Below are 24,348 nucleotides of genomic sequence, written 5' to 3'. Positions count from 1 at the left end.
CCTTGAATGACAGATCAGAAGTCGTAGCGACCGGTAACGCCGAGGGTGCGCGGCGTACCGAGCAGGCCTTCATAACCGCCGTTGCCGCCGGTCCACAGGGTCGTGTAGTAGGTCTTGTCGAAGGCGTTCTTCAGCCACAGCGAAACGTCCCACTGGCCCTGATTGAAATCGCCGCGCAGACCGGTGGACAGGTTGACCACCGCGTAGCTCGGGATCTGCCCGTAGTCGGAATCTTCGACCGTGCCCACCGCTTTGGAGCGGAACGCGTAGCTGCCGGTGACGTAGGGTTGCAGACCGTTGGCCAGATTCCATTCGTATTTGCCGTTGGCGTTGCCGATCCATTTCGACGCGCCGACCACTTGATGGCCGCTGAGGTCGCAGGACGCCGGTGCGCCCGGTGCCTGGCTGACTTCCGGCGGGCATGGCGCATCTTTGTACGAGAGGTAGCTGACGTCGTTGTACGAGCCGTTGAAGTTCAGCGTCAGGCCGCGCAACGGGATCACCGTGCTTTCGATTTCGACGCCGCGCGAGCGCACCGAGCCGGCGTTGGTCAGGTATTGCACGCGGTTGACGTCGTCGTAGGCGTTGGTCTGGTAAGCGTTGACCTGAGTCCAGAAAACGTTGGCGTTGAGTTGCAGACGCCGATCCCACAGGGTGCTTTTGAAACCGAGTTCGGCGTTGTTGGCGCGCTCGGTGCCAATCAGCAGCGAGTCGGCGCCGGCGGTTGGCGCCGAACCCACCGCAAGGTTCACCCCACCGGATTTTTCGCCGTGGGACAGCGTGGCGTAACCGAGCAGATCATCGGTGATGCGATAGCTGAGGTTAAGCAACCCGGAGGGGCTTGAGCTGTACTGATTGAGATCGCCGGAATCGTAGGCGCCAGTGCGTCCGCGGCGTGCCGTGGCCGCTGCACCGGTGACAGTGGCGCCACCGACCGGCGCATCGCGGGTGACCCAGGCGTTCTTCTCTTCATAGGTGCCACGCACCCCGGCGGTGAAGTCCAGGCGCTCAGTGAGGTGCCAGGTGCCTTGGGCGAACAGGGCGAAACTGTCGGTCTTGATGTGGCCGTTGCCGACGCTGCCGACGTTGGCCAGGGCACCGCGTGGCGTGCCGTTCCAGATGTCGGCCTGCGGGCCGTAATAGGCGAAGGATTTGTTGTCCAGATCCGAGCCGAAGTAGTACGCGCCCACCACGTAGTCGAAGAACTCGCCCTTGGGCGAGGCCAGGCGGAATTCCTGCGAGTACTGTTTGTCTTCGACCGAAACCCCGGCGTTGTAAGTCGCCGCAACGTTGAGACCGTCGTCGTTGGCCGGGGTGAAATTCCAGAAGCGATACGAGCTGATCGAGGTCAGGGTGAAATCGCTCGGCAGCGTCCAGTTGGCCTCCACCGACGTGCCACCCTGATGCACGGTGACGTGCTGGTCGTTGTCCAGATTGACCTTGCGGTGCGAGCCGTTGACCAGCGTCGCACCGGCCGCATTGGCCCGCGATTGATAGAGGTTGACGCCATTGATGGTCGGCCCGGTGTTGTACAGCACGCGGGTGCCGGCGCTGGAGTCCTCTTCGTTGTAATCGCCGATCCAGCGCAGATTGAAATCTTCGTTGGGCTTGAACAGCAACTGCGCGCGGAAGCCATCGCGCGAGCCTCCGTTCAGGTCATGGCCGTTGTATTCGTTCTTTATATCGCCGTCGCTGCGGGTGCGATAGGCCGAAAAGCGCCCGGCCAGTTCATCGTTGATCGGCCCGGAAATCGTGCCCTTGGTCTGGAAGTAGCCGTCCTCGCCGAACGAGGTTTCGATGCTGCGTTCAGGAGTGAACGTCGGTGCGCGGGTGCTGATGTTGATCACCCCGGCGGTGGTGTTCTTGCCGAACAGCGTGCCCTGCGGCCCGCGCAGGACTTCAAGCTGTTCGATGTCCATCAGGTCAAACACCGCCATCCCCGGACGGCCCAGATACACGTTGTCGATGTACAGACCGACGCTGCCTTCCAGGCCGTCGCTGGCCGGGTTGTTGCCCAGGCCACGAATCGACACGCTGGACTGGCGCGCGTGCATGTAGGCGACGTTGACGCTCGGCACCAGTTGCTGCAAATCCTGAATCCGGTAGACCCGCTGGGTTTCCAGGGTCTGGCCGCTGACCACGCTCATCGGCGTCGGCACATCTTGCGAACTTTCCTCGCGACGGCGGGTGGTAACGGTCACGGTTTCCAGCTGCGAGCTGTTGGCCGCGGGTTTACCGGCGGGAGCTGGCGGCGGGGTCTCGGCGTCGGCGGCGTAGCTGTGAGTCCAGCTGGCACTCCCCGCCAGCAACAGGGCCAGAGGCAGGCGTTTGAGCCGTCGTGGCGTTAAGGGTGACGCAAGGTTCAACGGACTCATGGCGCGGCTCCTGGTCAAAAAACACACAGACATCTTCAGCGCTGCATATTCTTTTCAGTTATTTATTTATGGATTTACAAATATTTACTGCATAAGAGATTGCCTTTATAAGGAGTCGACCTAATGCATATCCAATGCATTTCCCGGATATTTTTTATGTGAAAAATGCATATCGACTTGCGCCAACTTCGACACTTCATCGCCCTCGCCGAACAACGCAGCTTCGTCGCCGGCGCGCAGGCGGTGAACCTGTCGCAGTCGGCGTTCAGCCGCAGCATTCAGGCGCTGGAACACAGCGTCGGCTGTCAGCTGGTCGATCGCGGGCGCAAGGATCTGCCGCCGACCAAGCAGGGTCAGGTGCTGCTCGAACATGCACGGCGACTGGTCAGCGGCGCGCAGCAGATGGCCAACGAGATCAGTCAGTTCAATGGGCTGGAGGCGGGCGAGCTACGCTTCGGTTGCGGCCCGGCACCGGCGGCCGGATTGATCCCGCGCGCGATCGGCGCATTCATCGGCCGCTATCCGAAAGCGCGGGTGCAATTTCAGGTCGATGACTGGCAGAGCCTGAGCAAACGCCTGCTCAGTGAGGAATTCGAATTCTTCGTCGCCGACACTCGACACTTCGAGGCCGATCCGGATTACCTGACGTACCGCTTGCGGCCGCGAAAATGGCATTTCTGTTGCCGTGCCGGGCATCCGCTGGTCGCTCTTGAACGGGTCACAGCCGAGCAATTGATGAGCTATCCACTGGCGGTGAGCATTCGTCCGCCGAACCTGCGCAAGGTCATCGTCGACCTCAGCGGCCGCCCGGACTTCACCCCCAATGTCGAATGCGAAAACAGCTCGAGCCTGCTCAGCGTGGTGCTGCGTTCGGATGCGATCGGCATTGTCGGGGCGTATTCCGATTCGTTGCATCAGGCCAAGGGTGAGCTGGTGTGTTTGCGGATCGACGGCCTGGCGGATGATCTGGAGGAACTGTATACGCGCTACGGGATTGTCAGTCGTGCGGGGTATCGGTTGTCGCCGTTGGCCGAGGCGATGATTGAGCAGATCAAGGCGATTGATGCGGTGGATGATGAGGTGTGTTCGCTGGAGAATTTTGCCGTCTGAGCCACTGCCTTCGCGAGCAAGCCCGCTCCCACATTTGGAATGCGTACTCCTGTGGGAGCGGGCTTGCTCGCGAAGGCGTCGCCACTCACACCGATGCATCCACTGCATAAAACCCATTCCCCAAATGCACTTGCCGAACACCCCTGCCGAAAGCGACAACCCTCGCCTGTCCTTCTGACCGGTGAACCCCATGCCCAACCCGCAAAACCCTGTGCGCAACGTCCTGTACATCATGTGCGATCAGCTGCGCCGCGATTACCTGTCCTGTTACGGTCATCCGCATCTGCACACGCCGAACATCGATCGCCTGGCCGCCGCTGGCGTGCGCTTCAGCCGTGCCTACACCCAGGGCACGATCTGCGGCCCGTCGCGGATGTCGGCCTATACCGGACGCTACGTCAGCAGCCATCAGGTCGCATGGAACGCTGTGCCGTTGCCGCTGGAAGAACTGACGATCGGCGACTACCTGCGCCCCCACGGCATCCGCACCGCGCTGGTCGGCAAGACCCACGCCACGGCCAATGTCGACGCCTTGCAGCGTCTGGCGATCAACCCGGACAGCGCGCAGGCCGAAGTGCTCAACGAGGTCGGTTTCGAGCCGTACTTCCGCCACGACGGAATCTTCCCCAACGACCCGCTGTTCGACGACAAACGCGAATCCGCACCCTACACCCATTACCTGCGCGAGCAGGGCTTCGACGGGCGCAATCCCTGGCACGACTGGGCCAACGCCGCCGAAGGCGAGAACGGCGAAATCCTCAGCGGCTGGCACATGCGTCATGCGCATTTGCCAGCGCGAATTCCCGAGCAGTTCTCAGAGACTGTCTACACTACAAATCGAGCCATCGACTTCATCACCGAGCAAGGTGAGAAATCCTGGTGTTTACACCTCTCCTACATCAAACCGCATTGGCCCTACATCGTACCGGCGCCATACCACGCCTTGTACAGTACGAAATCGATTCTCGAAGCGGTCCGCGCGACGCCCTCCGAAGCCAGCAAACACCCCGTATACACGGCGTTTCGCCAGCATGAGGAAAGCCTCAACTTCTCCCGGGACTCAGTACGATTGAATGTAATCCCCACTTACATGGGCCTGATCAAGCAGGTGGATGACCAACTCGGGCGGCTATTCGATTTTCTGCAGAGCAACGGTCGTTGGGATGACACCTTGATCGTGTTCACCAGCGATCACGGCGACTTTCTCGGCGACCACTGGCTGGGCGAGAAGGAGTTTTTGCTGGAACAGGCAGTGGGCGTGCCCCTGATCGTGCGCGACCCGCGCGCCGCGGCGGACATCACTCGGGGCACGGTGGATAAGCGGCTGGCAGAAACCATCGACGCATTGCCGACATTTCTGCAGGCACTGGGCTTGCCGAAAGCCGAGCATCGGCTGGAAGGACGCTCGCTGATCCCGCTTTTACACGGAGAAAATCCCGACTGGCGCCGCTACGCCATCAGCGAATACGACTACGCCTTTCAGGCCCCGGCACGCGAGCGACTTGGCCAGCCGATCGACCGCTGCCGCATGACCATGGTGCGCAGCGAGCGCTGGAAATACCTGGCGTACGACGGCTTCCGGCCGCAGTTGTTTGATCTGCTGAATGATCCGCAGGAGTTGCGCGATCTGGGTGATGATCCTGATTACGCTGCAGTGCGCGAGGAGCATGCGGGATATCTGTTCGAGTGGGTACGCGGCTTGAAGCGGCGGACCACGATCAGTCATCAGGAGATCGATCTGCGCGGGCAGCGGTTTCGCTATGGCGAGCCGGAGACCGAGAAAGTCGTGCAGATTGGAGTTTGGTGAAAGAGCTTCGCGAGCAAGCCCGCTCCCACAGGGTTCTGTGTCGTTCACATCCACTGTGTTCAACACATTTCCACTGTGGGAGCGGGCTTGCTCGCGAAGAGGCCCGATCAGACGCCGACGAGCTCGGCACCTTTGATGGTTTGACTACGCTGCCCCGAAGCCCCAACCGGCACTTCACCCTTGAGCGTCACCCGCCGCACGATACGATCCTGAGTGCCGTAATCATCAATCGCATAATGCTGAGTCGAACGGTTATCCCAGATCGCCACATCACCGGCCTTCCAGCGCCAGCGCACGGTGTTTTCCTGACGAATCACATGGCTCTGCAACAGGCCGAACAGGTGCGCCGAATCGGCTTGCGAATACCCCTTGATGCGTTTGACGAAGTGCCCCAGCAGCAAGCTTTTCTCGCCGCTGATCGGATGCACACGCACCACCGGATGCTCGGTCTCGTAGACGGTCGAGGTGAAGACCTTGCGGTAGCGCTCCAACTTCTCCGCCGACACGTCTGGCTTGGCCCCGGCGTAGTCGTATTCGTTGCTGTGTACGGCGACCAGTTTGTCCGCCAGCTCGCGCAGTTCGCTCGGCAGTTCGTTGTACGCGGTCGCGGTGTTGGCCCACAGGGTGTCGCCACCGAAGGCCGGCGCCACCACCGAGCGCAGGATCGAGGCTTTCGGGTAGGCGTCGACGAAGGTCACGTCGGTGTGCCAGGAGTTGGCGCGCTGGCCCTCGGCCCCGTCCAGTTCCAGCAGATAGCGTGTGCCCTCGCGCACCGGTACGGTCGGATGTGCCACCGGCTCGCCGAGCAGATGGGCGAAGGCTTCCTGGCGCTGATCGTCGAGCTGGGTCTGCTCGCGGAAGAACACCACCTTGTACTGGATCAGCGCCTGCTGAATGGCTTCGACGGTGGCGGCGTCCAGTTCTCCGGACAGGTGCACACCACGGATCTCGGCGCCGATACGGCCGGCCACCGGATGGATTTCCAGCGCGTGGACAGCAGGTTTTACAGCGAGTGCGGCATTGCTCATGGGTAGACCCTCATCGACTGCTTGCGGTTAGGCGGCAGCGAAACATCGCTCTATCTATATTCCATTTACATCTAATAGATATTCACATGCTTCGTTGACGGAATAAGAGCTTGCATTTAAAACCTCAAGCAACCCTCGTCGCAAATGCCTTCGAGCTATTTTTAGGATGCCGGAAAAGCATATGGATCTTCGCCAGTTGCGCTACTTCATCGCCCTCAACGAACACCGCAGTTTTGTCCGTGCGGCAGACGCGATGGGCATCACTCAACCGGCGTTCAGCCGCAGCATTCAAGGGCTGGAGCAAGAGTTCGGCTGCGTGCTGGTGGATCGCGGCAACAAGGATCTGCGCCCGACGCCCGAAGGCCAGGTGGTGCTGCAACACGCCCTGACCCTGGTGCAAGGCGCGGCGCTGCTCAGCGCGGAAGTGACGCAGATGACCAAGCTTGATGCCGGGGAACTGCACTTCGGCTGCGGCCCGGCCCCGGCGGTGAAACTGGTGCCGGATGCGGTGGCGCAATTCATCAACGCGCACCCGAAAGTGCGCACCTGTTTTCAGGTGGATAACTGGGAAAAACTCAGCCGTGCGCTGAGCCGTGAAGAGATCGAATTCTTCATCGCCGACATCCGCCACTTCGAAGCCGACCCGAACTTCCAGACCCAGGCCCTGACGCCCAAGCGCGGGGTGTTTTTCTGCCGTCCCGGGCACCCGCTGCTGGCCAAGGAAAGCCTGTCGACCAACGACATGTTCGACTACCCGCTGGCGACCACATTGATCCCGCCGGGGATTCGCAAACTGCTGGCGAACCTCAGCGGCCGGATCGATTTTTCGCCGACCATCGAGACCGAGCATTTCCCGGCGCTGGTGAAAGTGGTGCTGCAATCGAATGCCATCGGCATCGGTACGGAAGAGGCGTTTTACGAGGATATTGCCCAGGGTTCACTGGCGCTGCTGCACTGGCGCAATCTGCCGCAGAATCTGGAGAGCATGAACGCGCGCTGCGGGATTGTCAGTCGCACAGGATTTCGCTTGTCGCCGGCAGCAAGAGCGATGATCGAAACGTTGGTGGCGGTGGATAAGCAGGAAGTCAGCGTCGCGGTTTGAGGACGCCTTCGCGAGCAAGCCCGCTCCCACAGGGGATTGTGGTGAACACAGTTTTGTATTCACGCCGATCCACTGTGGGAGCGGGCTTGCTCGCGAAAAGGCCCGTCCAGACACTGGAGATTCAGAGCTTGGCCGCCGCCAATTCAGGCGCTACCCAATCACTGACCTTGAACGGCTTGCGAATCAGCTTCTGCTGCGCCGCCAGGTCCACCGAATCCTGCAACTTGCCGAGGAACACCGGGTCCAGCGTCGACGGGAACACTTCGCTGAGTTTCTGATCCGCCAGATCCTGGGTCAGGATCACCGGTGGATAACTCGCCAGCCCCGACACCAGTTGCACATAAGCGTCCTTGTTGCTGTCCCGAGTCAGCCACTCAACCGCCTGCTGCTGCGCCTTGAGCAGTTTTGCCACGACCTCCGGGTGCCCGTCGACGAACTTGCCGGTGCCGACCAGCACTGACTGCACACTGCCGGCGCCACCCAGATCCTTGGTATTGAGCGGCAATTCAGCCAGCCCCTTGGCTTGCAGTGCCGTCAGCCCTGAGCTGCCCCACGACGCGTCGATCTGTTTCGCCGCCAAGGCCGCGACCGCGCCGCTGAAGTCGAGATTGATCACTTTCAGATCCTTCTCGCTCAAGCCCTGACTGGCCAACGCCGCATCAAACGACAACTGCGTGGCGGTGCCACGGAAGATCGCCACGCGCTTGCCTTTCAGATCCTGCAGGGTCTTGATCCCCGACCCCGGCACCACGCCCAGATACTGTTTCACCCCGCGCGCACTGGCGCTGAGCAAACGCGTGTCGAGGCCATTGGACTTGCCGATGATCGCCGCGAGGTCGCCCAGATACGCCAGATCGACCTGACCATTGGCAAACGCCTCGTTGATCACCGGCCCGGCGCCCTTGAAAAAGCTCCACTGAATCTTGATGCCCTGATCGGCGAAGGCTTTTTCGAAGATCTGCTGATCACGCAGCACATCCACCACACCGCCGCCGCTGTGCTGGGTGCCGGCGCTCAGGTCGGGCACAGCGATCCTGATTTCCTTGAGCTCGTCGGCCTGCGCGGTAATCGCCAACAGGCCCGCCAGTGCCGGAATGGCAAACAGACTGAAGACTCGTTTGAAGGGAAGGTTCATGGGTACGGCTCCTTGATCACGACAGGCGTTGAGGAGCCGAAAGTAGGCCGAAGCATGACCTTCGCTTAAATACTATAAATGCACATTTTTATAGCTTTTTGCGCTAAGCAAGCAATGACGCGGGCTGCAGCGGCGTATGCATTAACAGCATCGAAAATATTCTTCGAATGCATTGGATGCGCGTCGCGCTGCAAGCCTTAAATGGTCTGGCTTATCTCTCAATAGAATTGATTTGAATTTTTATAGATCGATTTTGCATACACCGCTAGCCAATTGTGGGAGCGGGCTTGCTCGCGAAGAGGCCGTGTCATTCACCATCATCGGTGCCTGACACTCCGTCTTCGTGAGCAAGCCCACTCCCACACAGGCACAGCGGTTCGCCATGCAACCCGACAACGGAGGTCACCCATGGCCCGTGATTCCCTGCTCAGCCTGCCGCTGCCCGCGCCGCCCCTGAAAAGCCGGCGCGCGTGGCCGAGCCTCAACCAACGTCTGTTGCCATGGCTGTTGCCGATCAGCCTGTTCGCTCTGTGGTGGCTGGCCGCACGCAATCAATGGATGAGCGAGCAGATCCTGCCGGCGCCATCGCTGGTGTGGAACAGCGCCATCGAGCTGTCCCAGGGCGAGTTGTGGAGTCATTTGTGGATCAGCCTGCAACGTCTGCTCTGGGGCTTGCTGGCAGGGATCTCAGCTGGTGCGCTGCTGGGTGCCGCGCTGGGCTTCAGCCGTCGCCTCGAACGCCTGGTCTTCCCGACGTTCGCCGGTCTGGCACAGGTGCCGACGCTGGCGTGGATTCCGCTGTTCATGGTGTTTTTCGGCATCGGCGAAGTGCTGAAACTGGTGGTGCTGATCAAGGCCATCGTGGTGCCGGTGACCCTGCACACCCTGGTCGGCGTTCGTGATGCGCAACCGAAACTGCGCGAAGCTGCCGCCGTATTGCGCCTGCCGTCGCATTTGCTGATCCGGCGCCTGGTGCTGCCCGCTGCACTGCCGGCGTTCATGGCCGGCGTGCGTCTGGCCCTGGCCGCTGGCTGGACTTCATTGCTGGCGGTGGAGCTGTTGGCGTCCAGCGAAGGCATCGGCTACCTGATGGTCTGGGCACGGCAACTGTTCATGCTCGACATCGTGTTCGTGTGCATCGTGGTCATCGGTGTCCTCGGTGTCGCGATGGATCGCGGCATCGGTTTTCTCGACCGCAAACTGGTGCACTGGCCGCACCCGGCGACTGCGGAAATCCGCCGAGGCCCACGTTATCAAGGCTGGCAACGGCTGCAACCGTGGCTGTTGCCGCTGAGCCTGATCGGCGTCTGGCAAGTGGCGAGCGATCAGCAGTGGGTCGATGTGAATATTCTGGTCAGCCCGCTGGCGGTACTGGAAACGACCAGGAACGGTCTGCTCGACGGCACGCTGATCAGCGGCATGGCCTTGAGCCTCGGTCGCACCCTGGGCGGCTTGCTGCTGGGCGGCGGACTCGGTTTCGCCCTCGGCTTGTTGCTGGGTCTGTCGCGCACCAGCGAACGGCTGCTCGGCCCGACCCTCGCCGCCATTCGCCAGATCGCGATTTTTGCCTGGGTGCCGCTGCTCACCGCGTGGTTCGGTTTGGGTGAATTGGCGAAGTGGGTATTCGTCGCCCTCGCCGCGTTTTTCCCGCTGTTCATCGCCACCCAACGCAGCGTCGCCAACCTCTCGCCACAACTCAACGAAGCCGCGCAGGTGCTGCGCTTGAGCCTCGGTCAGCGCCTGCGCCGTCTAGTGCTGCCGGGGGCGGCGCCAGGGATTTTCGCCGGGCTGCGCCTGAGCCTGATCTACGCCTGGCTCGGCACCATCGGCGCCGAATATTTCATGCCGTCCAACGGCGGCATCGGCAGCCAGATGATCGGCGCCCAACAACTGCTGCGCATGGACCTGATCATGGCCGCGATGCTGCTGGTCGGCCTCACCGGCGCCCTGCTCAACCTCGTCGGCCAACGCCTGGAAATTCGCGCTACTCGCTGGAGACACGCATGAACGCACCGATTGTCAGCTTCACCCACGTAGGCAAATCCTTCGACGTCGACGGCTTCGAACTGGAGGCGATTCGCGAATTCAACCTCGACATCGCCGAGGGCGAATTCGTCGCCATCGTCGGCTCCAGCGGTTGTGGCAAATCTACCTTGCTGCGCTTGCTGGTGGGGCTCGATACGCAGTTTCGCGGGCAGATCAGCGTCGATGGCAAAGCGGTCAGCGGCATCGGCGGCGAGCGTGGCATCGTGTTTCAGGAGCACCGTTTGTTCCCGTGGCTGACGGTGGCCGACAACATCGGCCTCGGCCTGGTCAACGAACCATTGAGCGCCGCTGAAAAGCAGCAGCGCATCAACGATTTCATCGATCTGGTCGGCCTGCGCGATTTCACCCGCGCCTATCCGCACCAGCTCTCCGGGGGCATGGCCCAGCGCGTGGCGATTGCTCGCGGACTGGTCGCCAGCCCACGGATTCTGCTGCTCGACGAACCGTTCGGCGCGCTCGATGCGTTGACCCGTCAGCAAATGCAGGACGAGCTGCTGGCGATCCGCGACCGGGCGAAAATCACCACGATCCTCGTCACCCACGACGTCGAAGAAGCGATCTTTCTCGCCGACCGCGTGGTGGTGATGGAGCCGCGTCCGGGACGGATCAAGCAAGTGGTCGACATCGCCCTGCCGCACCCGCGTCAGCGCAGCAGCTTCGACTTCCATCAGTTGCGTGAAGAGCTGCTGCACGAACTGACCAGTGACGACCATTACCAACCGAGCCTGCCGGTCCAGATCCGCGATCTGCCGCTGTCGTTCATTGCCTGCTGAGAGGAGCTTTTCGATGCCGCAACGCCCCAACTTTCTGGTGATTCTGGCCGACGATCTCGGCTTCTCCGACATCGGCGCGTTCGGTGGCGAAATCGCCACGCCGAACCTCGATGCTCTGGCCAACAATGGCCTGCGCCTGACCGATTTCCACACCGCTCCGACCTGCTCGCCAACGCGTTCGATGCTGCTGACCGGCACCGACCACCACATCGCCGGCATCGGCACCATGGCCGAAGCGCTGACCCCGGAGCTGATCGGCAAACCGGGTTACGAAGGCTATCTCAACGACCGCGTTGTGGCCCTGCCCGAGCTGCTGCGCGAGGCCGGTTATCAAACCTTGATGAGCGGCAAATGGCACCTCGGCCTGACTGCTGAACTGGCGCCGCAGGCCCGTGGTTTCGAGCGTTCGTTTTCGTTGCTGCCGGGCGCGGCCAACCACTATGGTTTCGAGCCGACCTACGATGAACACACCCCTGGCCTGCTGAAGTCGACTCCGGCGCTGTACATCGAAGACGACACCTTTATCGATGAGCTGCCCAAGGATTTCTACTCGTCGGACGCCTTCGGCGACAAGCTGCTGCAGTATCTCAAGGAGCGCGATCAGAGCCGGCCATTCTTCGCTTATCTGCCCTTCTCCGCACCGCACTGGCCGTTGCAGGCACCGGCCGACATCGTCGAAAAATACCGTGGTCGCTACGACGCCGGTCCTGAAGTCTTGCGCCTCGAACGCCTGGAAAAACTCAAGGCGCTGGGGCTGATCGAGCCGGATGTCGAGCCACATCCGCTGATTCAACTGAATGCGCAATGGGACGCGCTGAGTGATGAGCAACGGCAGATTTCCGCGCGGGCCATGGAGGTCTACGCGGCCATGGTCGAGCGTATGGACTGGAACATCGGCCGGGTGGTCGATTACCTGCGCCAGCAGGGCCAACTCGATAACACCTTCATCCTGTTCATGTCCGACAACGGTGCCGAGGGCGCACTGCTGGAGGCGTTTCCCAAGTTCGGCCCGGAACTGCTGACCTACCTCAATCAGCATTACGACAACAGCCTCGACAACATCGGCCGCGCCAATTCCTACGTGTGGTACGGGCCGAGCTGGGCGCAGGTGGCGACCGCGCCGTCACGGCTGTTCAAGGCGTTCACCACCGAAGGCGGGATTCGCGTACCGGCGCTGCTGCACTATCCGCAACTGCCGATCAAAGGGCAGATCAGCCACGGCTTTGGCACGGTGATGGACATTACCCCGACCATTCTCGATCTGGCCGGCGTGCGCCATCCGGGCAAGCAATGGCACGGCAAACCGGTGGCGCCGCTGCGCGGTAAATCATGGCTGGGCTTTTTGTCTGGCGAGACGGCGCAGGTGCATGACGAACACACCGTGACTGGTTGGGAGTTGTTTGGCCGGCGGGCAATTCGCCAAGGGTCGTGGAAAGCCGTGTGGATCCCCGGGCCGGTGGGGCCGGCGACCTGGCAGCTTTACGACCTGAGCAGCGATCCGGGTGAGATTCATGATCTGGCGTCGAGTCAGCCGGACAAGCTCAGCACCCTGATCGGGCATTGGCAGCAGTATGTGGAGGAGACCGGGGTGATTCTCAGTGCTTCGCCATTTCAGCCGGATTGAGGTTGCCTGATCCGGTGCCTTCGCGAGCAAGCCCGCTCCCACAGTTGAAATGCGTTCCCCTGTGGGAGCGGGCTTGCTCGCGAAGAGGCCCGCAAATTCACCATCAAGCCTGAGCCGTACGCGCCTCCTCCGCTACCACTTCATCCCGACGAACAAACCGGTTCGCCCGCCCAAACGTACCGAAATCATTGAAGCGCACGCCCATCTCACGCATCACCTTATGCGCCACCGGCACGGTCAGCTGCCGGATGTAAAACGGTTCTTTCACCACAAAATGATGAATCCCGTGGCTGCTGCCGAAGTTGAAGCAGAACGCCTGCAGCGGCCACAGCCACCAAGGGTTCAACACCTGGCACTGCTGCAGCACATTGCCCGCCTCGATGTCGCCGTAGTAATGCATGTTCGAGCTGATGAAGTGCAGGCAAAAGGTGCGCAGCACGTTCGGGCCGATGATCACCACCGCCGCGATGTCGATCATCTGCATCACCGACAGCGTGGTCGCCGACCATTCAATCGGCGAACCCATGAGGTAGGCAATGCCATTCGCCGCATGAAAGCCGAGGAACACGTACCACGCCCCCCAATGCACCAGCGCCAGTGGCGCATAGACCTTCAGCGTGCGTTTGATGATGTTGATTTTGTGCGCCCAGGTCTTGGCCCGCAGCATGCGGATGAACGCCGACATCACGTTGTCGCCGACCATCAGCAGCCGCGCAAAACCCCACGGTTCGCCGTTGGTGATCGCGCGTTCTTCCATATCGGTTTCGGTGCCGGAGACCTTGTGGTGATTGAGGTGCAGATGGCGGCGGATCCACGGGTTGATCGTGCTCGGCCGCGCCAGCCACACCAGGCCCATCATCAGGTTGTGCGGCACGCGCTGCTTGCGGAAATACATGCTGTGGATCAGGTCGTGTTCCAGCTCATGGGTCAGGGAGGCGAAAAACGCGTTGAGCAACAGGCATACCCACCACGCCATGTGGCCAGTGATGTACAGCGTCGCCGAACCGATCATCCCGGCCAGAGCAAAGGCCAGAATCCCCGCGCCGAGGGCGTCCTGGTGCTGCAAAATCGGGTAACGCTCGCGCAACTCGACGCCCTTGGCCAGCACCACTTCGCGAATATGCGCTGATCGCTGGGCAGCATTGTGTCGCTGGGGACTTGCAGAAGTACGGTCCATGCTTCCATCCTCTGGTTATTGATGTTCGCATCCTGCCCTGCGAACGCTTTATTGATGGTAGCCGTGAACGCCAACCTGTTGACCGGAAGCGCCAATCAGCATGAAGGAACCGACCTCGCTCGCCAGCTGGACCCGTGCCTTGCGCAAGCAACTCGATGCGCTGGGGCTGGACAGTCTCGGCCTGTGCCAACAGGCCGGACTCGATCCGCAGTTGATGGACGACCCGAACGCGCGTTATCCGTTGTCCGGCACCACGCGCCTGTGGCAACTGGCAGTACAGTTCAGCGGCGATCCGGCGATCGGCCTGCGAGTGTCGCGGTTCGTCAGCCCGACCACGTTCCATGCGCTGGGTTACGCGCTGGTGGCCAGCGGCAGCCTGCGTGAGGTATTCGAGCGCATCGTGCGTTATCACCCGGTGGTCAGCGATGCATTGGAACTGGAGCTGAGCCGCAGCGATGACCGCTATCTGTTTCGTCTGAAAATTCCGTCAGGCAATCCGGCGCCGGCCTTCGAAGCCATCGATGCCTTTGCCGCGATCTACGTGCGTACCTGCCGCAATCGCCTGGGTCGCGATTACGCGCCGCTGGCGGTGTACCTGCGCCGCCCGGAACCGTCCGATGCGCATCAGTGGCACAAGGTGTTCCGCGCTCCGGTGCATTTCTCCTGCGCCGAAGATCGCCTGGAGTTTGCCCTCGCCGACTTCGACAGCCACCTCGACGACGCCAACCCGGAACTGGCCGAACACAACGAAGCGGTGCTCAAGCGCACGATGGCCCAACTCCAGCCGCTGACCTGGGAGCGCAAGGTGCGCGACGCCATCGAAGAACAACTGCCCGAAGGCGAACCCAGCGCCGAACGCATCGCCCAGGCCTTGCACCTGAGCCTGCGCAGCCTGCAACGGCATCTGGCGGATGAGGGCTGTCGCTTCGACACGCTGCTCAACGAGAGCCGCGAAAACCTCGCGCTGCTGCACCTGCGCGATCCGCAGTGTTCGTTGAGTGAAGTCAGTTACCTGCTGGGGTTTGCCGACACCAGCAGCTTCAGCCGCGCGTTCAAGCGCTGGACGGGAATGACGCCGGGGCAGTTTCGCGATCAGTTGCGCTGACCATCAGCCCTTGATCAAGCTGCGTTGCAGGCCGGAAGTCCACTGTTCGATCATCGCCTCGCCTACTTCGGCAAAATCGGGGTACTTGCGGCAGTGTCTGGCCATTTCCTCGATCGCCATCTGCATGCCGTGAGCCACTTGTTGCAGTAATTCGTTGCAACGCGCCTCGGTCAGGTTGCATGCCGTACGACCGAACCGCACCAGCATCTTGTACTTGGGCCAGGCTTTTGAACCGCCCAGCAGCAGCGCCATGCTGTCGCTCTTGATATAAACCGACGTTGTGATGATGTCGTACGCCGGCGCGAGCCTGACGGATGACTGCTCTGCACAATCTTCGTAAAGCACGCCGAAGTTCTTCAGATGCGCATCACCGTTTTTCAGCCCTGCAGACAACGCGACAATCTTGAAAAACGCTTCCAGGGCAGAGCCCAGCAACTGCGGCGAAACAAATGCCTTGATCTGCCGCGCGGCACCTTCATAGGAACCGTCGTATTTGGCTTTCGACGGCCACCCGTTCAGTACACAGAAATCCTCGAAACCGAGGTACCCCGAATCGCTCAGGTCAAAACGCTCGACCACCAGAAATTTGCCGCGCTCGCTGAGCTCGAATGTTGGCACTTCGAGGCCGCAGTGCTGTGCCGCCCGCATACAGAAATATTCATTGGTTGCCAGCTGCGGATACTCTTCGGCGCGAAAGGCCTTGACCAGATGAGTCGCGCCCCGATGAGTCAGGCGATCAATCGCGGCAGCGCTGTCACGCACCAGCACTTTGGGCTGCACGCCTGACACTCCGGAATACTGACCATAGGTCTGTAACAGGTCTTCGAACAGTCCCTGAGCACCATCGTGCACCAGCAGATCGCTGAGGGATGTTGCCGGAGGCTGATCAGTCGCCGGTGCGCTGGCAATTGCCAGACGGCCGAGCTGATGGGGGCCGACGATAGCCAACAAAGCAAAATCATCGAAGCCACGCACGGCTTTACTGAAGCGCCGCATCAACTCCTCACGTAGCGCGCCTTCGGGCAAGTTCATCTCGAAGACAGGGTGGATGCCATGTTCCCAGCCATAGCTGTCCAGGCGAGTGGGCATCGTCAGCGATACCGCATTGTCAGCGCTGGCGTCTTCGCGGTAACTGAACACGCTGTCGTCGCGAATCTGCCCGCGCCCCAGCGTCCCGACCACCTGCTCACCTACACGGATTTGCAACCTGTCCGGCGTTTCAGTCATGGAAATTCACTTTTTGCAGAGCGTCGAGGGTTGGGCGATTGGACTTCCGGGGAACGGCAACCAGCTCGTAACCGAAGCCGTTGAGTATCGCCTCAACCTTGCGCAGGCCGATTTCGGAGACCGTGTTGTTTTCGATCCCCGAGATGGTGGCGCGGCTCATGCCATATTGTTGAGCCAGTGCCTGCTGGGAGAGTTTGCGCGCCTTACGCAAACTTCTGATCACTTCGCCGATCTGTTCCATTGCGCAAACCTGCACTGTTTACGATGCATTTATAGATAAATCAATGAAATGCATCACATGTGATGCACTAGTCACCAAACTCTAGCTGAGTTTCAGAATACTTGCACGGCGCATCATTGGCTCAGGACAAAACCCAACTCAAACACTGTGCCACTCGCATCACTGCTCACCCTGACCCGTCCGCCATGCAACAGCATGATCGACTGCACGATCGCCAGCCCCAGCCCACCGGAATCCCCAGGCTGCGCCCGTGAAGGATCGACGCGATAGAAGCGGTCGAACAGTTTGCCCAGATGTTCTGGCGCGATGACCGGGCCGTGGTTGTGTACCTGTAACCAGCACACGCCCGGCTCATCGTGGCGGCGCAGGCTGATCAGCGTGCTTTCATCGGCATGGCGCACCGCGTTGGCCAACAGATTACCGAGCGCGCGTTGCAGCAGTTGCTGGTCGGCCAGCAGTTCGCCGTGCAGCGCATTTTCCAGACGGATATTGCGGTCGTCCGCCAGCGCTTCGAAGTAATCGCACAATTCATTGCCGACCTCGTGCAATTCCAGCGTGCGCAAGTCGAGCGCACGCTCCGCCTGTTCGGCGCGGGCGAGGAACATCAGGTTCTCGGCCATGCGTTTGAGGCGTTCGAATTCTTCCATGTTCGACGCCAGCAATTCCTGATACTCCGCCGTGCTGCGCGGGTGATTCAGCGCCTGGCCGTTGCTGGCGAGCAAGGTGTGCAGCGGTGTGCGGATCTCGTGAGCCAGATCGGCAGAAAACTGCGACAGCCGCTGCACGCTGTCGTCCAGCCGCGCGAGCATGCCGTTGATCGCCTGCACCGGTTCGAGCAGTTCGGCGGGGGTGCCACTGGCGGGCAGACGCTGGTCGAGGCTGCGCAGATCAATGCCGCGCACCGCAGCGCTTAACTGGCGCAACGGTTGCAGACCACGGCGCAGCAAAACCAGGCCCAGCGCGAACGCCAGCAACGCGCCAAGCCCGACGGCCAGGTACAGGCGCAAGCGATAACTGGCGAGCATCTGTTCACGCTCAGTAAGCACCTTGCCGGCGATCACGGTGAGCGGTTCGCCGTTCGGCCCTTGGGCTTCACCGGACAACAGCGCCAGCTCGGCGCCGTCCGGCGCTTGCCAGGTCAGCACATCGCGACGCTGCGGCGTTTGCTCACGTGCGATTGCGTTCAATGGCGGCAGCTCGCGCTGACGCGGGTTGATCGCAATCACGTTCGAGCCATCGGCGCGCCGTACCAACAGCAGGCTGTCGAGGTTACCGAGCATGTTCTGATAGAGACGTGGCCGCGCCTGCAAGGCGCCGAGGCTGTCACTGTCGGCGAGCAAGGCGCGCACCTGCTCCAGACGGCCGAGCAACGCGAGGTCGTCGCGGTAGGCGATTTCCGAGTCGAGCGAGCGGTAGAGAAACACACCGATCGCACTCAACACCAACGCGCAAACCACAGCGAACGCCAGCGCCAGACGCCAGGCGATCGACCTAGACCGCATCGTCGGGCGCCTCCAGCTGATAGCCGACCCCGCGCACGGTATGGATCAGTTTCGGCATGTACGGGTCATCGACCTTGGCCCGCAAACGCCGCACTGCAACTTCGACCATGTTGGTGTCGCTGTCGAAATTCAGGTTCCACACCTGCGAGGCGATCAGCGTGCGCGACAGCACTTCGCCCTGACGGCTGACGAGCAATTGCAGCAAGGCAAATTCCTTGTTGGTCAGGGCAATGCGCTGACCGCCGCGACTGACCCGACGCCGTAGCACGTCGATTTCCAGGTCGGCGATGCTGTAGGACTCGGCCTCGCGCAGCGGCCCGCGCCGCAGCAACGTGCGCACCCGCGCGAGCAATTCGGCGAAGGCGAAGGGTTTGAGCAGGTAATCATCGGCGCCCAGTTCGAGGCCGCGCACGCGGTCTTCGATGGCGTCCTTGGCGGTGAGGAACAGCACCGGCGTGGCGCCGCGCTGGCGGATCAGTTGCAGCAGCTGCCAGCCATTAAGGCCCGGCAGCATCACGTCGAGGATGATCAGGTCATATTCCTGCTGCTCGATGAAATAGCGCCCATCGAGACCATTGAGCGCCACGTCCACGGCAAAACCCGACTCGCCCAGGCCCTTGGCCAGGAAATTCGCGGTTTTGGCTTCATCTTCTACGACCAGCAAACGCATGGCACACCTCGATTGATCAGGCACACAGGCTAGGCGCCTTCGGCCCGATTGCCCATTACAAACTTGTAATCCGACTGACGGGGTTCTGACGAAGAGCGGCGGCTAAGGTGATGTCCTTCGCTTTCGGAGCCTGTTCATGACCGTCAAATACCTTGCAGCCAGCCTTGCCCTCGGCCTCAGCGTCAGTGTTTTCGCCGCCCCTGAACTGCCGCGCCACGCTGACCTCGATCTGAAAACCGCACGCCTGCTGGCCGACACCGCGCTGAGCAATTGCACCGCCACGGTATCGGTGCTCGACCGTGGCGGCAACTTGCTGGTAACCCTGCGCGGCGACGGCATCGGCCCGCACAACACCGCTGCCAGCCAGCGCAAAGCCTACACCGCGCTGTCGACGAAAACCCCGACCCGGCTGTTCGCCGAGCGCGCCCGCAGCAATCCGGAAACCGCCAACCTCAACACCCTCGATGAGCTGCTGTTGCTCGGCGGCGGGATCCCGTTGTTCGCCGCGGATGAACTGGTCGGCGCCATGGGCGTGGCCGGCTCCGGCGGCGGCGAGCAGGACGAAAACTGTGCCATCAAGGCCGCCGAAAAGGCCGGCCTGACCCTGACCCGTTCCCAATAAGGAGACTGACCATGACCACCCTGCGCATGACCTTCGCCGCACTCGGCCTGAGTGCCTTCTCCAGCCTGGCGCTGGCCGCCGGCAACCCGCTGAGCGTGCACGTGCTCAACCTGGAAAACGGCCTGCCCTCCCCGGGCGTCAACGTGACCCTGGAAAAACACGTCGGCCAGAACTGGCAGCCACTGGCTCAGGGCACCACCAACGAACAGGGGCGCATCGCCGAACTGTTCCCGGCCAAGCAGCCTTTCGAGGCGGGCGAATACCGGGTGGTGTTCAAGACCGGCGAGTATTTCGAGAAGAACAAGCGCGAGACGTTTTTCCCGGAGATTCCGGTGATTTTCCAAGTGAAGCAGACTGACCAGCACTACCACATCCCGCTGCTGCTCAGCCCTTACGGGTTCTCGACCTATCGCGGCTCGTAAGCCACACATGTTTCCCCTGTAGGAATGAGCCTTGTGGTGAGGGGATTTATCCCCGATCGACTGCGTAGCAGTCGCCGGACTTCATCACAGGTTGGGGGCGGCTGCGCCCCCCATCGGGGATAAATCCCCTCACCACAGAGGCCCACTCCAGCAATGGATCGGTGTGAAGTTTTAGAGTGTGGCGAGAGCGCGCAATCGCTTGGCATCGAGAATCTCGATCTCGCCATACCCCAACCCGATAATCCCCTGCCCTTGCAGATCCTTGAGGATCTGGTTGGTGGTCTGCCGTGACAGCGACAGCATCGACGCCAGCTGCTCCTGCGGCAGTTGCAGGACCCGGCGTGGCGCATCAATTTCACCGTAGCCCTCGGCGATCATCAGCAAGCGATGGGCCAGGCGTGCCGGAGCCGGCAGCAGGCTCAATTGTTCGAGATTGATAAAGGTCAGGCGCAGTTTGTGGCTCATCAGCAATGCCAGATGGCGCCAGTACACCGGCTGTTCGTCGAGGATTTTCAGCAGCGTGGCCTGCGGGATATTCAGCAGGGTGCACGACCCGACCGCATACGCATCATGAGTGCGTGGCTGGCCGTCGAACAGGCAGATTTCGCCGAACCAGTGCGGCGCCTCCACCAGGCTCAGCAACGCCTCCTTGCCCTGCTCGCTCACCGCGCCGATTCGGATCGCGCCGTCGAGCACCGCGTACAGGCCGCAGGGCGGATCGCCGCGCTGGAACAGGCGCTGCCCCGCCGTCAGCCGCCGCTCCCGAGCCGCCGCCAGCAGACTATCCTGAAAGGATGCCGGCAGATGACTGAACCATTGCCCGGTCAGCAGCCGTGAACGCTTATCCATGATCACTCCCAATTGTCGCCTGCCTGACAGAGCGAACGCCGAACCCGAGACATGCTGCACGCACCCTACAGGAGGAACAACAATGAAAAGCCTCGTCGACCATCTCAGTCAATACGCCGCCTACCACCGCGACCCGCGCAACATCGCCAGCCACTTTATCGGCATTCCGCTGATCGTGGTGGCGGTGGCGGTGTTGCTGTCGCGACCAGAATGGTCACTGGGCGGCTTGTGGATCTCTCCGGCGGTGCTGCTGGCGCTGGCGTCGGCGTGGTTTTACCTGCGCCTGGAACTGAAGCTGGGCGTTCTGATGACGCTGTTGATGGGCCTGTCGGTCTGGGCCGGGCATGCGCTGGCGCAGCAGAGCACCATGGTCTGGCTGAGCAGCGGGCTGGCGATGTTTGTGATTGGCTGGGTAATCCAGTTTGTCGGGCACCACTACGAGGGGCGCAAACCGGCGTTTGTCGATGACGTGAGCGGGCTGATCGTCGGGCCGCTGTTTGTGGTGGCGGAAGTGGCCTTCCTGCTCGGCATGCGCCATGAGTTGAAAGAGCAGATCGAGGCGCGGGCGGGGGTGGTGCGGGTCAATCCGAATCGCGCGGCTGTATAGGCCGCTTTCGCGAGCAAGCCCGCTCCCACAATGGAATACGTTCCAAAGGTGGGAGCGAGCCTGCTCGCGAAGCTTTTGACTTTAGAGGCCGGCGACTTTCTGCCAGACCTTCGGCTTGAAGAACAGCGTTTCACCCTTGGCCAGTCCGATCAGGCTGTCGTGATCCTTCACCACTTCAGCCTCGATCAGATCCGTCTGCCCCTCCACCTTCAACGTCACCCGCGTGGTCGCGCCCAATGGGCGAATATCACGCACTTCAGCGGCGTGGTGATCTTCCAGTTCATGCTTGGACAACGACACTTCGTGCGGACGGAACAGCACATGGTTGTCATCGCTGAGCAGCAAGCGGTTCGAGTCGCCGAGGAAGTGATAAACGAAATCGCTGGCCGGGTTTTCGTAGACGTCGCCCGGTGAGCCGATCTGCTCGATCACGCCCTTGTTCATCACCACGATGCGGTCGGCGACTTCCATCGCTTCTTCCTGGTCGTGGGTCACGAACACCGAGGTCAGGTTGATGTCTTCGTGCAGGCGCGCGAGCCAGCGGCGCAGCTCTTTACGCACCTTGGCGTCGAGAGCGCCGAACGGCTCGTCGAGCAGCAGCACTTTCGGTTCCACCGCCAAGGCACGGGCCAAGGCGATACGCTGACGCTGACCGCCGGAGAGTTGCTCCGGGTAGCGATCCGACAGCCAGTCCAGCTGCACCATGTTCAGCAGTTCGTGGACCTTGGTCGCGATCTGGCTTTCGCTCGGGCGCTGGTTTTTCGGTTTCATGCGCAGGCCGAACGCGACGTTGTCGAACACCGTCATGTGGCGGAACAAGGCGTAGTGCTGGAACACGAAACCGACGTTGCGATCACGCACGTCGTGGCCGGAGACGTCTTCGCCGTGAAACACGATGTTGCCCTGATCCGGGGTTTCCAGGCCGGCGATGATCCGTAGCAGCGTGGTCTTGCCGCAGCCGGACGGGCCGAGCAGCGCCACCAGTTCACCGCTGTGAATGTCCAGGCTGATGTTGTCCAGCGCCTTGAACGCATTGAAATTCTTGCTGACGTTACGCACTTCGATCGACATGAATTATTCCTCCGCGGCGCTGGCGCGCAGGCGGTTGATACGGTTTTCGCTCCACTGCTTGAGCAGCAGGATGAAGAGCGCCAGGATCAGCAACAGGCTCGCCACGGCGAACGCGGCCACGTGGTTGTATTCGTTGTAGAGGATCTCGACGTGCAGCGGCAAGGTGTTGGTCACCCCGCGAATGTGCCCGGAAACCACCGACACCGCACCGAACTCACCCATGGCCCGAGCGGTACACAGCACCACACCATAGATCAGGCCCCACTTGATGTTGGGGACGGTGACATGCCAGAACATCTGCCAGCCATTGGCGCCGAGCAGGCGCGCGGCTTCCTCTTCCTGCGTGCCTTGTTCCTGCATCAGCGGAATCAGCTCGCGGGCCACGAACGGCACGGTGACGAAGATCGTCGCCAGCACGATGCCCGGCAGGGCGAAGACGATCTGGATGTCATGATCCTGCAGCCAAGGCCCGAACAGGCCCTGAGCGCCAAACATCAGCACGTAGACCAGACCGGCGATCACCGGCGACACCGAGAACGGCAGGTCGATCAGCGTCACCAGCATGCTCTTGCCACGGAACGAATACTTGCTCACGCACCACGCGGCACTGACCCCGAACACCAGGTTCAGCGGCACCGAAATCAGCACGGCGATCACCGTGAGTTTCAGCGCCGACAAGGCGTCCGGTTCAAAGATCGCCGTGAAGAATGCGCCGAGGCCATTCTTCAAACCTTGCGACACCACGATGAACAGCGGCAGTACCAGAAACAGGAAAAAGATCAGCCAGCCGAGACCGATCAGCACGCGCCGTGAAGTAGCACTGCCACGGCGTGCAGCGTTGGCCGAGGACGCGGCCGCAATAGACGATTGGGACATGTTCGCGCCTCCTTATGGGGTTTCGATGCGCCGCTGCAACAGGTTGATCAGCAGCAACAGGACGAAGGAAACCACCAGCATCAGCACGCCGATGGAAGTGGCGCCGGTGTAATCGTATTGATCGAGCTTGACCATGATCAGCAGCGGCAGGATCTCGGTTTTCATCGGCATGTTGCCGGCGATGAAAATCACCGAGCCGTACTCACCGACACCGCGGGCGAACGCCAGGGCAAAACCGGTCAACCAGGCGGGCAACAGCGCTGGCAAGAGGATATGGCGGAACACCTGCAAAGGTTTCGCGCCAAGGCAGGCAGCGGCCTCTTCGACTTCACGGGGAATGTCAGCCAGTACCGGCTGCACCGTGCGCACCACGAACGGCAGGGTGACGAAAGTCAGCGCCAGGGTGATGCCCAGCGGCGTGTAGGCAATCTTGAAACCGAGGTCGGCGGCAAACTGGCCGACCAGACCGGTCGGGGTGTACAGCGCGGTCAGGGCGATACCGGCCACCGCCGTCGGCAGGGCGAACGGCAGGTCGATCATCGCGTCGATCACCTTGCGCCCGGGGAAGGTGTAGCGCACCAGCACCCAGGCCAGCAGCGTACCGATGATGCCGTTGATGATCGCCGCACACAGCGCGGTGCCGAAGCTCAGCTTCAACGCTGCCAGCACGCGTGGCGCGGTGATGATCGTCCAGAACTGATCCCAGGTGAGTTGGGCGGCGTGGACGAACATCGCCGCCAGCGGGATAAGCACAATCAGGCTGAGGTACACCAAGGTGTAGCCCAGCGTCAGCCCGAAGCCGGGTATGACGGGGGAGATACGACGCGACATAAAAGTCCTTGGTTAAAAAGCATTCCGCTGAACGCACCAATGTGGGAGCAAGCCCTGTGGTGAGGGGATTTATCCCCGACCGACTGCGAAGCAGTCGCAAAACCAGAGTTCGCGGTAGATTTGATTCACCGCAAAGGTCGGCATTGGG

Annotated in this window: 22 protein-coding genes; 10 read left to right on the top strand and 12 right to left on the bottom strand. The window is 61.4% G+C overall.

Annotation, left to right across the window (positions count from 1 at the left end; genetic code table 11):
* Positions 1 to 14: 14 nt before the first annotated feature.
* Positions 15 to 2,375 (bottom strand): TonB-dependent receptor, encoded by a 2,361-nt coding sequence (locus E3Z29_RS03670; protein WP_134785168.1) that lies wholly within the window; start codon positions 2,373 to 2,375, stop codon positions 15 to 17.
* 165 nt (positions 2,376 to 2,540) lie between these two features.
* On the opposite strand from E3Z29_RS03670, the gene E3Z29_RS03665 reads away from it, so the two are divergent.
* Both E3Z29_RS03665 and E3Z29_RS03660 read left to right on the top strand, forming a co-directional pair.
* Positions 2,541 to 3,485, top strand: a complete 945-nt coding sequence (locus E3Z29_RS03665) for a LysR family transcriptional regulator (RefSeq protein ID WP_134785167.1) — start codon at positions 2,541 to 2,543, stop codon at positions 3,483 to 3,485.
* A 190-nt stretch (positions 3,486 to 3,675) separates the two neighbouring features.
* Positions 3,676 to 5,292, top strand: coding sequence for an alkaline phosphatase family protein (locus tag E3Z29_RS03660; protein WP_098966624.1), 1,617 nt, complete (start codon positions 3,676 to 3,678; stop codon positions 5,290 to 5,292).
* Between the two features lie 107 nt (positions 5,293 to 5,399).
* Here the strand turns inward: E3Z29_RS03660 and E3Z29_RS03655 are convergent, their stop codons facing one another.
* Positions 5,400 to 6,320, bottom strand: a complete 921-nt coding sequence (locus E3Z29_RS03655) for a TauD/TfdA family dioxygenase (protein ID WP_134785166.1) — start codon at positions 6,318 to 6,320, stop codon at positions 5,400 to 5,402.
* 181 nt (positions 6,321 to 6,501) lie between these two features.
* Here E3Z29_RS03655 and E3Z29_RS03650 point away from each other — a divergent pair, with 181 nt between their 5' ends.
* Entirely contained in the window at positions 6,502 to 7,422 is a 921-nt protein-coding gene (locus E3Z29_RS03650) for a LysR family transcriptional regulator (protein ID WP_045122247.1), read from the top strand.
* Between the two features lie 121 nt (positions 7,423 to 7,543).
* On the opposite strand, the gene E3Z29_RS03645 is transcribed toward E3Z29_RS03650, so the two are convergent.
* Complete coding sequence (locus E3Z29_RS03645) at positions 7,544 to 8,557, bottom strand: ABC transporter substrate-binding protein (RefSeq protein WP_134785165.1); 1,014 nt, start codon at positions 8,555 to 8,557, stop codon at positions 7,544 to 7,546.
* A gap of 408 nt (positions 8,558 to 8,965) precedes the next feature.
* Between E3Z29_RS03645 and E3Z29_RS03640 the strand changes: the two genes are divergently transcribed.
* The 3 genes from E3Z29_RS03640 to E3Z29_RS03630 are packed head-to-tail and all read left to right on the top strand — an operon-like array spanning position 8,966 to position 13,000.
* Positions 8,966 to 10,564 (top strand): ABC transporter permease, encoded by a 1,599-nt coding sequence (locus E3Z29_RS03640; RefSeq protein WP_134785164.1) that lies wholly within the window; start codon positions 8,966 to 8,968, stop codon positions 10,562 to 10,564.
* A complete protein-coding gene (locus E3Z29_RS03635) occupies positions 10,561 to 11,376 on the top strand; it encodes an ABC transporter ATP-binding protein (RefSeq protein WP_134785163.1) in 816 nt (271 codons plus the stop codon). Before E3Z29_RS03640 ends, E3Z29_RS03635 begins: the two co-directional genes overlap by 4 nt.
* Before the next feature lie 13 nt (positions 11,377 to 11,389).
* Complete coding sequence (locus tag E3Z29_RS03630) at positions 11,390 to 13,000, top strand: arylsulfatase (RefSeq protein ID WP_134785162.1); 1,611 nt, start codon at positions 11,390 to 11,392, stop codon at positions 12,998 to 13,000.
* A gap of 103 nt (positions 13,001 to 13,103) precedes the next feature.
* Here the strand turns inward: E3Z29_RS03630 and E3Z29_RS03625 are convergent, their stop codons facing one another.
* Positions 13,104 to 14,177 (bottom strand): fatty acid desaturase, encoded by a 1,074-nt coding sequence (locus tag E3Z29_RS03625; protein WP_134785161.1) that lies wholly within the window; start codon positions 14,175 to 14,177, stop codon positions 13,104 to 13,106.
* Between the two features lie 100 nt (positions 14,178 to 14,277).
* Here E3Z29_RS03625 and E3Z29_RS03620 point away from each other — a divergent pair, with 100 nt between their 5' ends.
* Entirely contained in the window at positions 14,278 to 15,282 is a 1,005-nt protein-coding gene (locus E3Z29_RS03620) for an AraC family transcriptional regulator (RefSeq protein ID WP_007963478.1), read from the top strand.
* Between the two features lie 3 nt (positions 15,283 to 15,285).
* Here E3Z29_RS03620 and E3Z29_RS03615 read toward each other — a convergent pair whose 3' ends face one another.
* The 4 genes from E3Z29_RS03615 to E3Z29_RS03600 all read right to left on the bottom strand — a co-directional run bounded on the left by E3Z29_RS03615 (position 15,286) and on the right by E3Z29_RS03600 (position 18,922).
* Complete coding sequence (locus E3Z29_RS03615) at positions 15,286 to 16,509, bottom strand: type II toxin-antitoxin system HipA family toxin (protein WP_134785160.1); 1,224 nt, start codon at positions 16,507 to 16,509, stop codon at positions 15,286 to 15,288.
* Positions 16,502 to 16,750: a helix-turn-helix domain-containing protein gene (locus E3Z29_RS03610; protein WP_103368632.1), complete on the bottom strand. Its 249-nt coding sequence runs from the start codon at positions 16,748 to 16,750 to the stop codon at positions 16,502 to 16,504. The genes E3Z29_RS03615 and E3Z29_RS03610 overlap by 8 nt, the downstream gene beginning before the upstream one ends.
* A gap of 113 nt (positions 16,751 to 16,863) precedes the next feature.
* Positions 16,864 to 18,252 carry a heavy metal sensor histidine kinase gene (locus tag E3Z29_RS03605; protein ID WP_134785159.1) on the bottom strand — a complete coding sequence of 463 codons (1,389 nt, stop codon included), beginning with the start codon at positions 18,250 to 18,252 and terminating at the stop codon, positions 16,864 to 16,866.
* A complete protein-coding gene (locus E3Z29_RS03600; RefSeq protein ID WP_134785158.1) occupies positions 18,242 to 18,922 on the bottom strand; it encodes a heavy metal response regulator transcription factor in 681 nt (226 codons plus the stop codon). Before E3Z29_RS03600 ends, E3Z29_RS03605 begins: the two co-directional genes overlap by 11 nt.
* A gap of 136 nt (positions 18,923 to 19,058) precedes the next feature.
* Here E3Z29_RS03600 and E3Z29_RS03595 point away from each other — a divergent pair, with 136 nt between their 5' ends.
* The gene (locus E3Z29_RS03595; protein ID WP_134785157.1) at positions 19,059 to 19,544 is read left to right on the top strand and encodes a heme-binding protein; all 486 of its coding nucleotides are present in this window, start codon (positions 19,059 to 19,061) and stop codon (positions 19,542 to 19,544) included.
* 11 nt (positions 19,545 to 19,555) lie between these two features.
* Positions 19,556 to 19,966, top strand: a complete 411-nt coding sequence (gene uraH / locus E3Z29_RS03590; protein ID WP_097086822.1) for a hydroxyisourate hydrolase — start codon at positions 19,556 to 19,558, stop codon at positions 19,964 to 19,966.
* A gap of 171 nt (positions 19,967 to 20,137) precedes the next feature.
* Here uraH and E3Z29_RS03585 read toward each other — a convergent pair whose 3' ends face one another.
* On the bottom strand, positions 20,138 to 20,815 hold the full coding sequence (locus tag E3Z29_RS03585; protein ID WP_134785156.1) for a Crp/Fnr family transcriptional regulator: 678 nt from the start codon (positions 20,813 to 20,815) through the stop codon (positions 20,138 to 20,140).
* Between the two features lie 82 nt (positions 20,816 to 20,897).
* Here E3Z29_RS03585 and E3Z29_RS03580 point away from each other — a divergent pair, with 82 nt between their 5' ends.
* Positions 20,898 to 21,422, top strand: coding sequence for a DUF962 domain-containing protein (locus tag E3Z29_RS03580; RefSeq protein ID WP_098966608.1), 525 nt, complete (start codon positions 20,898 to 20,900; stop codon positions 21,420 to 21,422).
* 81 nt (positions 21,423 to 21,503) lie between these two features.
* Here the strand turns inward: E3Z29_RS03580 and E3Z29_RS03575 are convergent, their stop codons facing one another.
* From E3Z29_RS03575 to cysT, 3 genes are read right to left on the bottom strand one after another with little or no spacing between them, the layout of a single operon-like run.
* Positions 21,504 to 22,493 (bottom strand): sulfate/molybdate ABC transporter ATP-binding protein, encoded by a 990-nt coding sequence (locus tag E3Z29_RS03575; protein WP_025113397.1) that lies wholly within the window; start codon positions 22,491 to 22,493, stop codon positions 21,504 to 21,506.
* A 3-nt stretch (positions 22,494 to 22,496) separates the two neighbouring features.
* The gene (gene cysW / locus E3Z29_RS03570; protein ID WP_003220512.1) at positions 22,497 to 23,369 is read right to left on the bottom strand and encodes a sulfate ABC transporter permease subunit CysW; all 873 of its coding nucleotides are present in this window, start codon (positions 23,367 to 23,369) and stop codon (positions 22,497 to 22,499) included.
* Positions 23,370 to 23,381: 12 nt separating this feature from the next.
* Positions 23,382 to 24,200, bottom strand: coding sequence for a sulfate ABC transporter permease subunit CysT (cysT, locus tag E3Z29_RS03565; protein ID WP_027611147.1), 819 nt, complete (start codon positions 24,198 to 24,200; stop codon positions 23,382 to 23,384).
* Positions 24,201 to 24,348: the final 148 nt, after the last annotated feature.

Origin of the sequence: Pseudomonas sp. S150, from assembly GCF_004526365.1 — a bacterium.
GTDB lineage: Bacteria > Pseudomonadota > Gammaproteobacteria > Pseudomonadales > Pseudomonadaceae > Aquipseudomonas > Aquipseudomonas putida_A.
Note: the sequence above shows the minus strand (reverse complement) of the source record. Positions and strands in the feature narration are given on the sequence as shown.

Excerpts from the sequence above, each read along its gene's own strand:
- E3Z29_RS03615 (WP_134785160.1), bottom strand. The coding sequence starts at position 16,509 with ATGACTGAAACGCCGGACAGGTTGCAAATCCGTGTAGGTGAGCAGGTG.
- E3Z29_RS03655 (WP_134785166.1), bottom strand. The coding sequence starts at position 6,320 with ATGAGCAATGCCGCACTCGCTGTAAAACCTGCTGTCCACGCGCTGGAA.
- E3Z29_RS03640 (WP_134785164.1), top strand. The coding sequence starts at position 8,966 with ATGGCCCGTGATTCCCTGCTCAGCCTGCCGCTGCCCGCGCCGCCCCTG.
- E3Z29_RS03625 (WP_134785161.1), bottom strand. The coding sequence starts at position 14,177 with ATGGACCGTACTTCTGCAAGTCCCCAGCGACACAATGCTGCCCAGCGA.
- E3Z29_RS03575 (WP_025113397.1), bottom strand. The coding sequence starts at position 22,493 with ATGTCGATCGAAGTGCGTAACGTCAGCAAGAATTTCAATGCGTTCAAG.
- E3Z29_RS03605 (WP_134785159.1), bottom strand. The coding sequence starts at position 18,252 with ATGCGGTCTAGGTCGATCGCCTGGCGTCTGGCGCTGGCGTTCGCTGTG.
- E3Z29_RS03645 (WP_134785165.1), bottom strand. The coding sequence starts at position 8,557 with ATGAACCTTCCCTTCAAACGAGTCTTCAGTCTGTTTGCCATTCCGGCA.
- E3Z29_RS03630 (WP_134785162.1), top strand. The coding sequence starts at position 11,390 with ATGCCGCAACGCCCCAACTTTCTGGTGATTCTGGCCGACGATCTCGGC.
- E3Z29_RS03665 (WP_134785167.1), top strand. The coding sequence starts at position 2,541 with ATGCATATCGACTTGCGCCAACTTCGACACTTCATCGCCCTCGCCGAA.
- uraH (WP_097086822.1), top strand. The coding sequence starts at position 19,556 with ATGACCACCCTGCGCATGACCTTCGCCGCACTCGGCCTGAGTGCCTTC.
- E3Z29_RS03595 (WP_134785157.1), top strand. The coding sequence starts at position 19,059 with ATGACCGTCAAATACCTTGCAGCCAGCCTTGCCCTCGGCCTCAGCGTC.
- E3Z29_RS03610 (WP_103368632.1), bottom strand. The coding sequence starts at position 16,750 with ATGGAACAGATCGGCGAAGTGATCAGAAGTTTGCGTAAGGCGCGCAAA.
- E3Z29_RS03620 (WP_007963478.1), top strand. The coding sequence starts at position 14,278 with ATGAAGGAACCGACCTCGCTCGCCAGCTGGACCCGTGCCTTGCGCAAG.
- E3Z29_RS03650 (WP_045122247.1), top strand. The coding sequence starts at position 6,502 with ATGGATCTTCGCCAGTTGCGCTACTTCATCGCCCTCAACGAACACCGC.
- E3Z29_RS03660 (WP_098966624.1), top strand. The coding sequence starts at position 3,676 with ATGCCCAACCCGCAAAACCCTGTGCGCAACGTCCTGTACATCATGTGC.
- E3Z29_RS03600 (WP_134785158.1), bottom strand. The coding sequence starts at position 18,922 with ATGCGTTTGCTGGTCGTAGAAGATGAAGCCAAAACCGCGAATTTCCTG.
- E3Z29_RS03585 (WP_134785156.1), bottom strand. The coding sequence starts at position 20,815 with ATGGATAAGCGTTCACGGCTGCTGACCGGGCAATGGTTCAGTCATCTG.
- E3Z29_RS03580 (WP_098966608.1), top strand. The coding sequence starts at position 20,898 with ATGAAAAGCCTCGTCGACCATCTCAGTCAATACGCCGCCTACCACCGC.
- cysW (WP_003220512.1), bottom strand. The coding sequence starts at position 23,369 with ATGTCCCAATCGTCTATTGCGGCCGCGTCCTCGGCCAACGCTGCACGC.
- E3Z29_RS03635 (WP_134785163.1), top strand. The coding sequence starts at position 10,561 with ATGAACGCACCGATTGTCAGCTTCACCCACGTAGGCAAATCCTTCGAC.
- E3Z29_RS03670 (WP_134785168.1), bottom strand. The coding sequence starts at position 2,375 with ATGAGTCCGTTGAACCTTGCGTCACCCTTAACGCCACGACGGCTCAAA.
- cysT (WP_027611147.1), bottom strand. The coding sequence starts at position 24,200 with ATGTCGCGTCGTATCTCCCCCGTCATACCCGGCTTCGGGCTGACGCTG.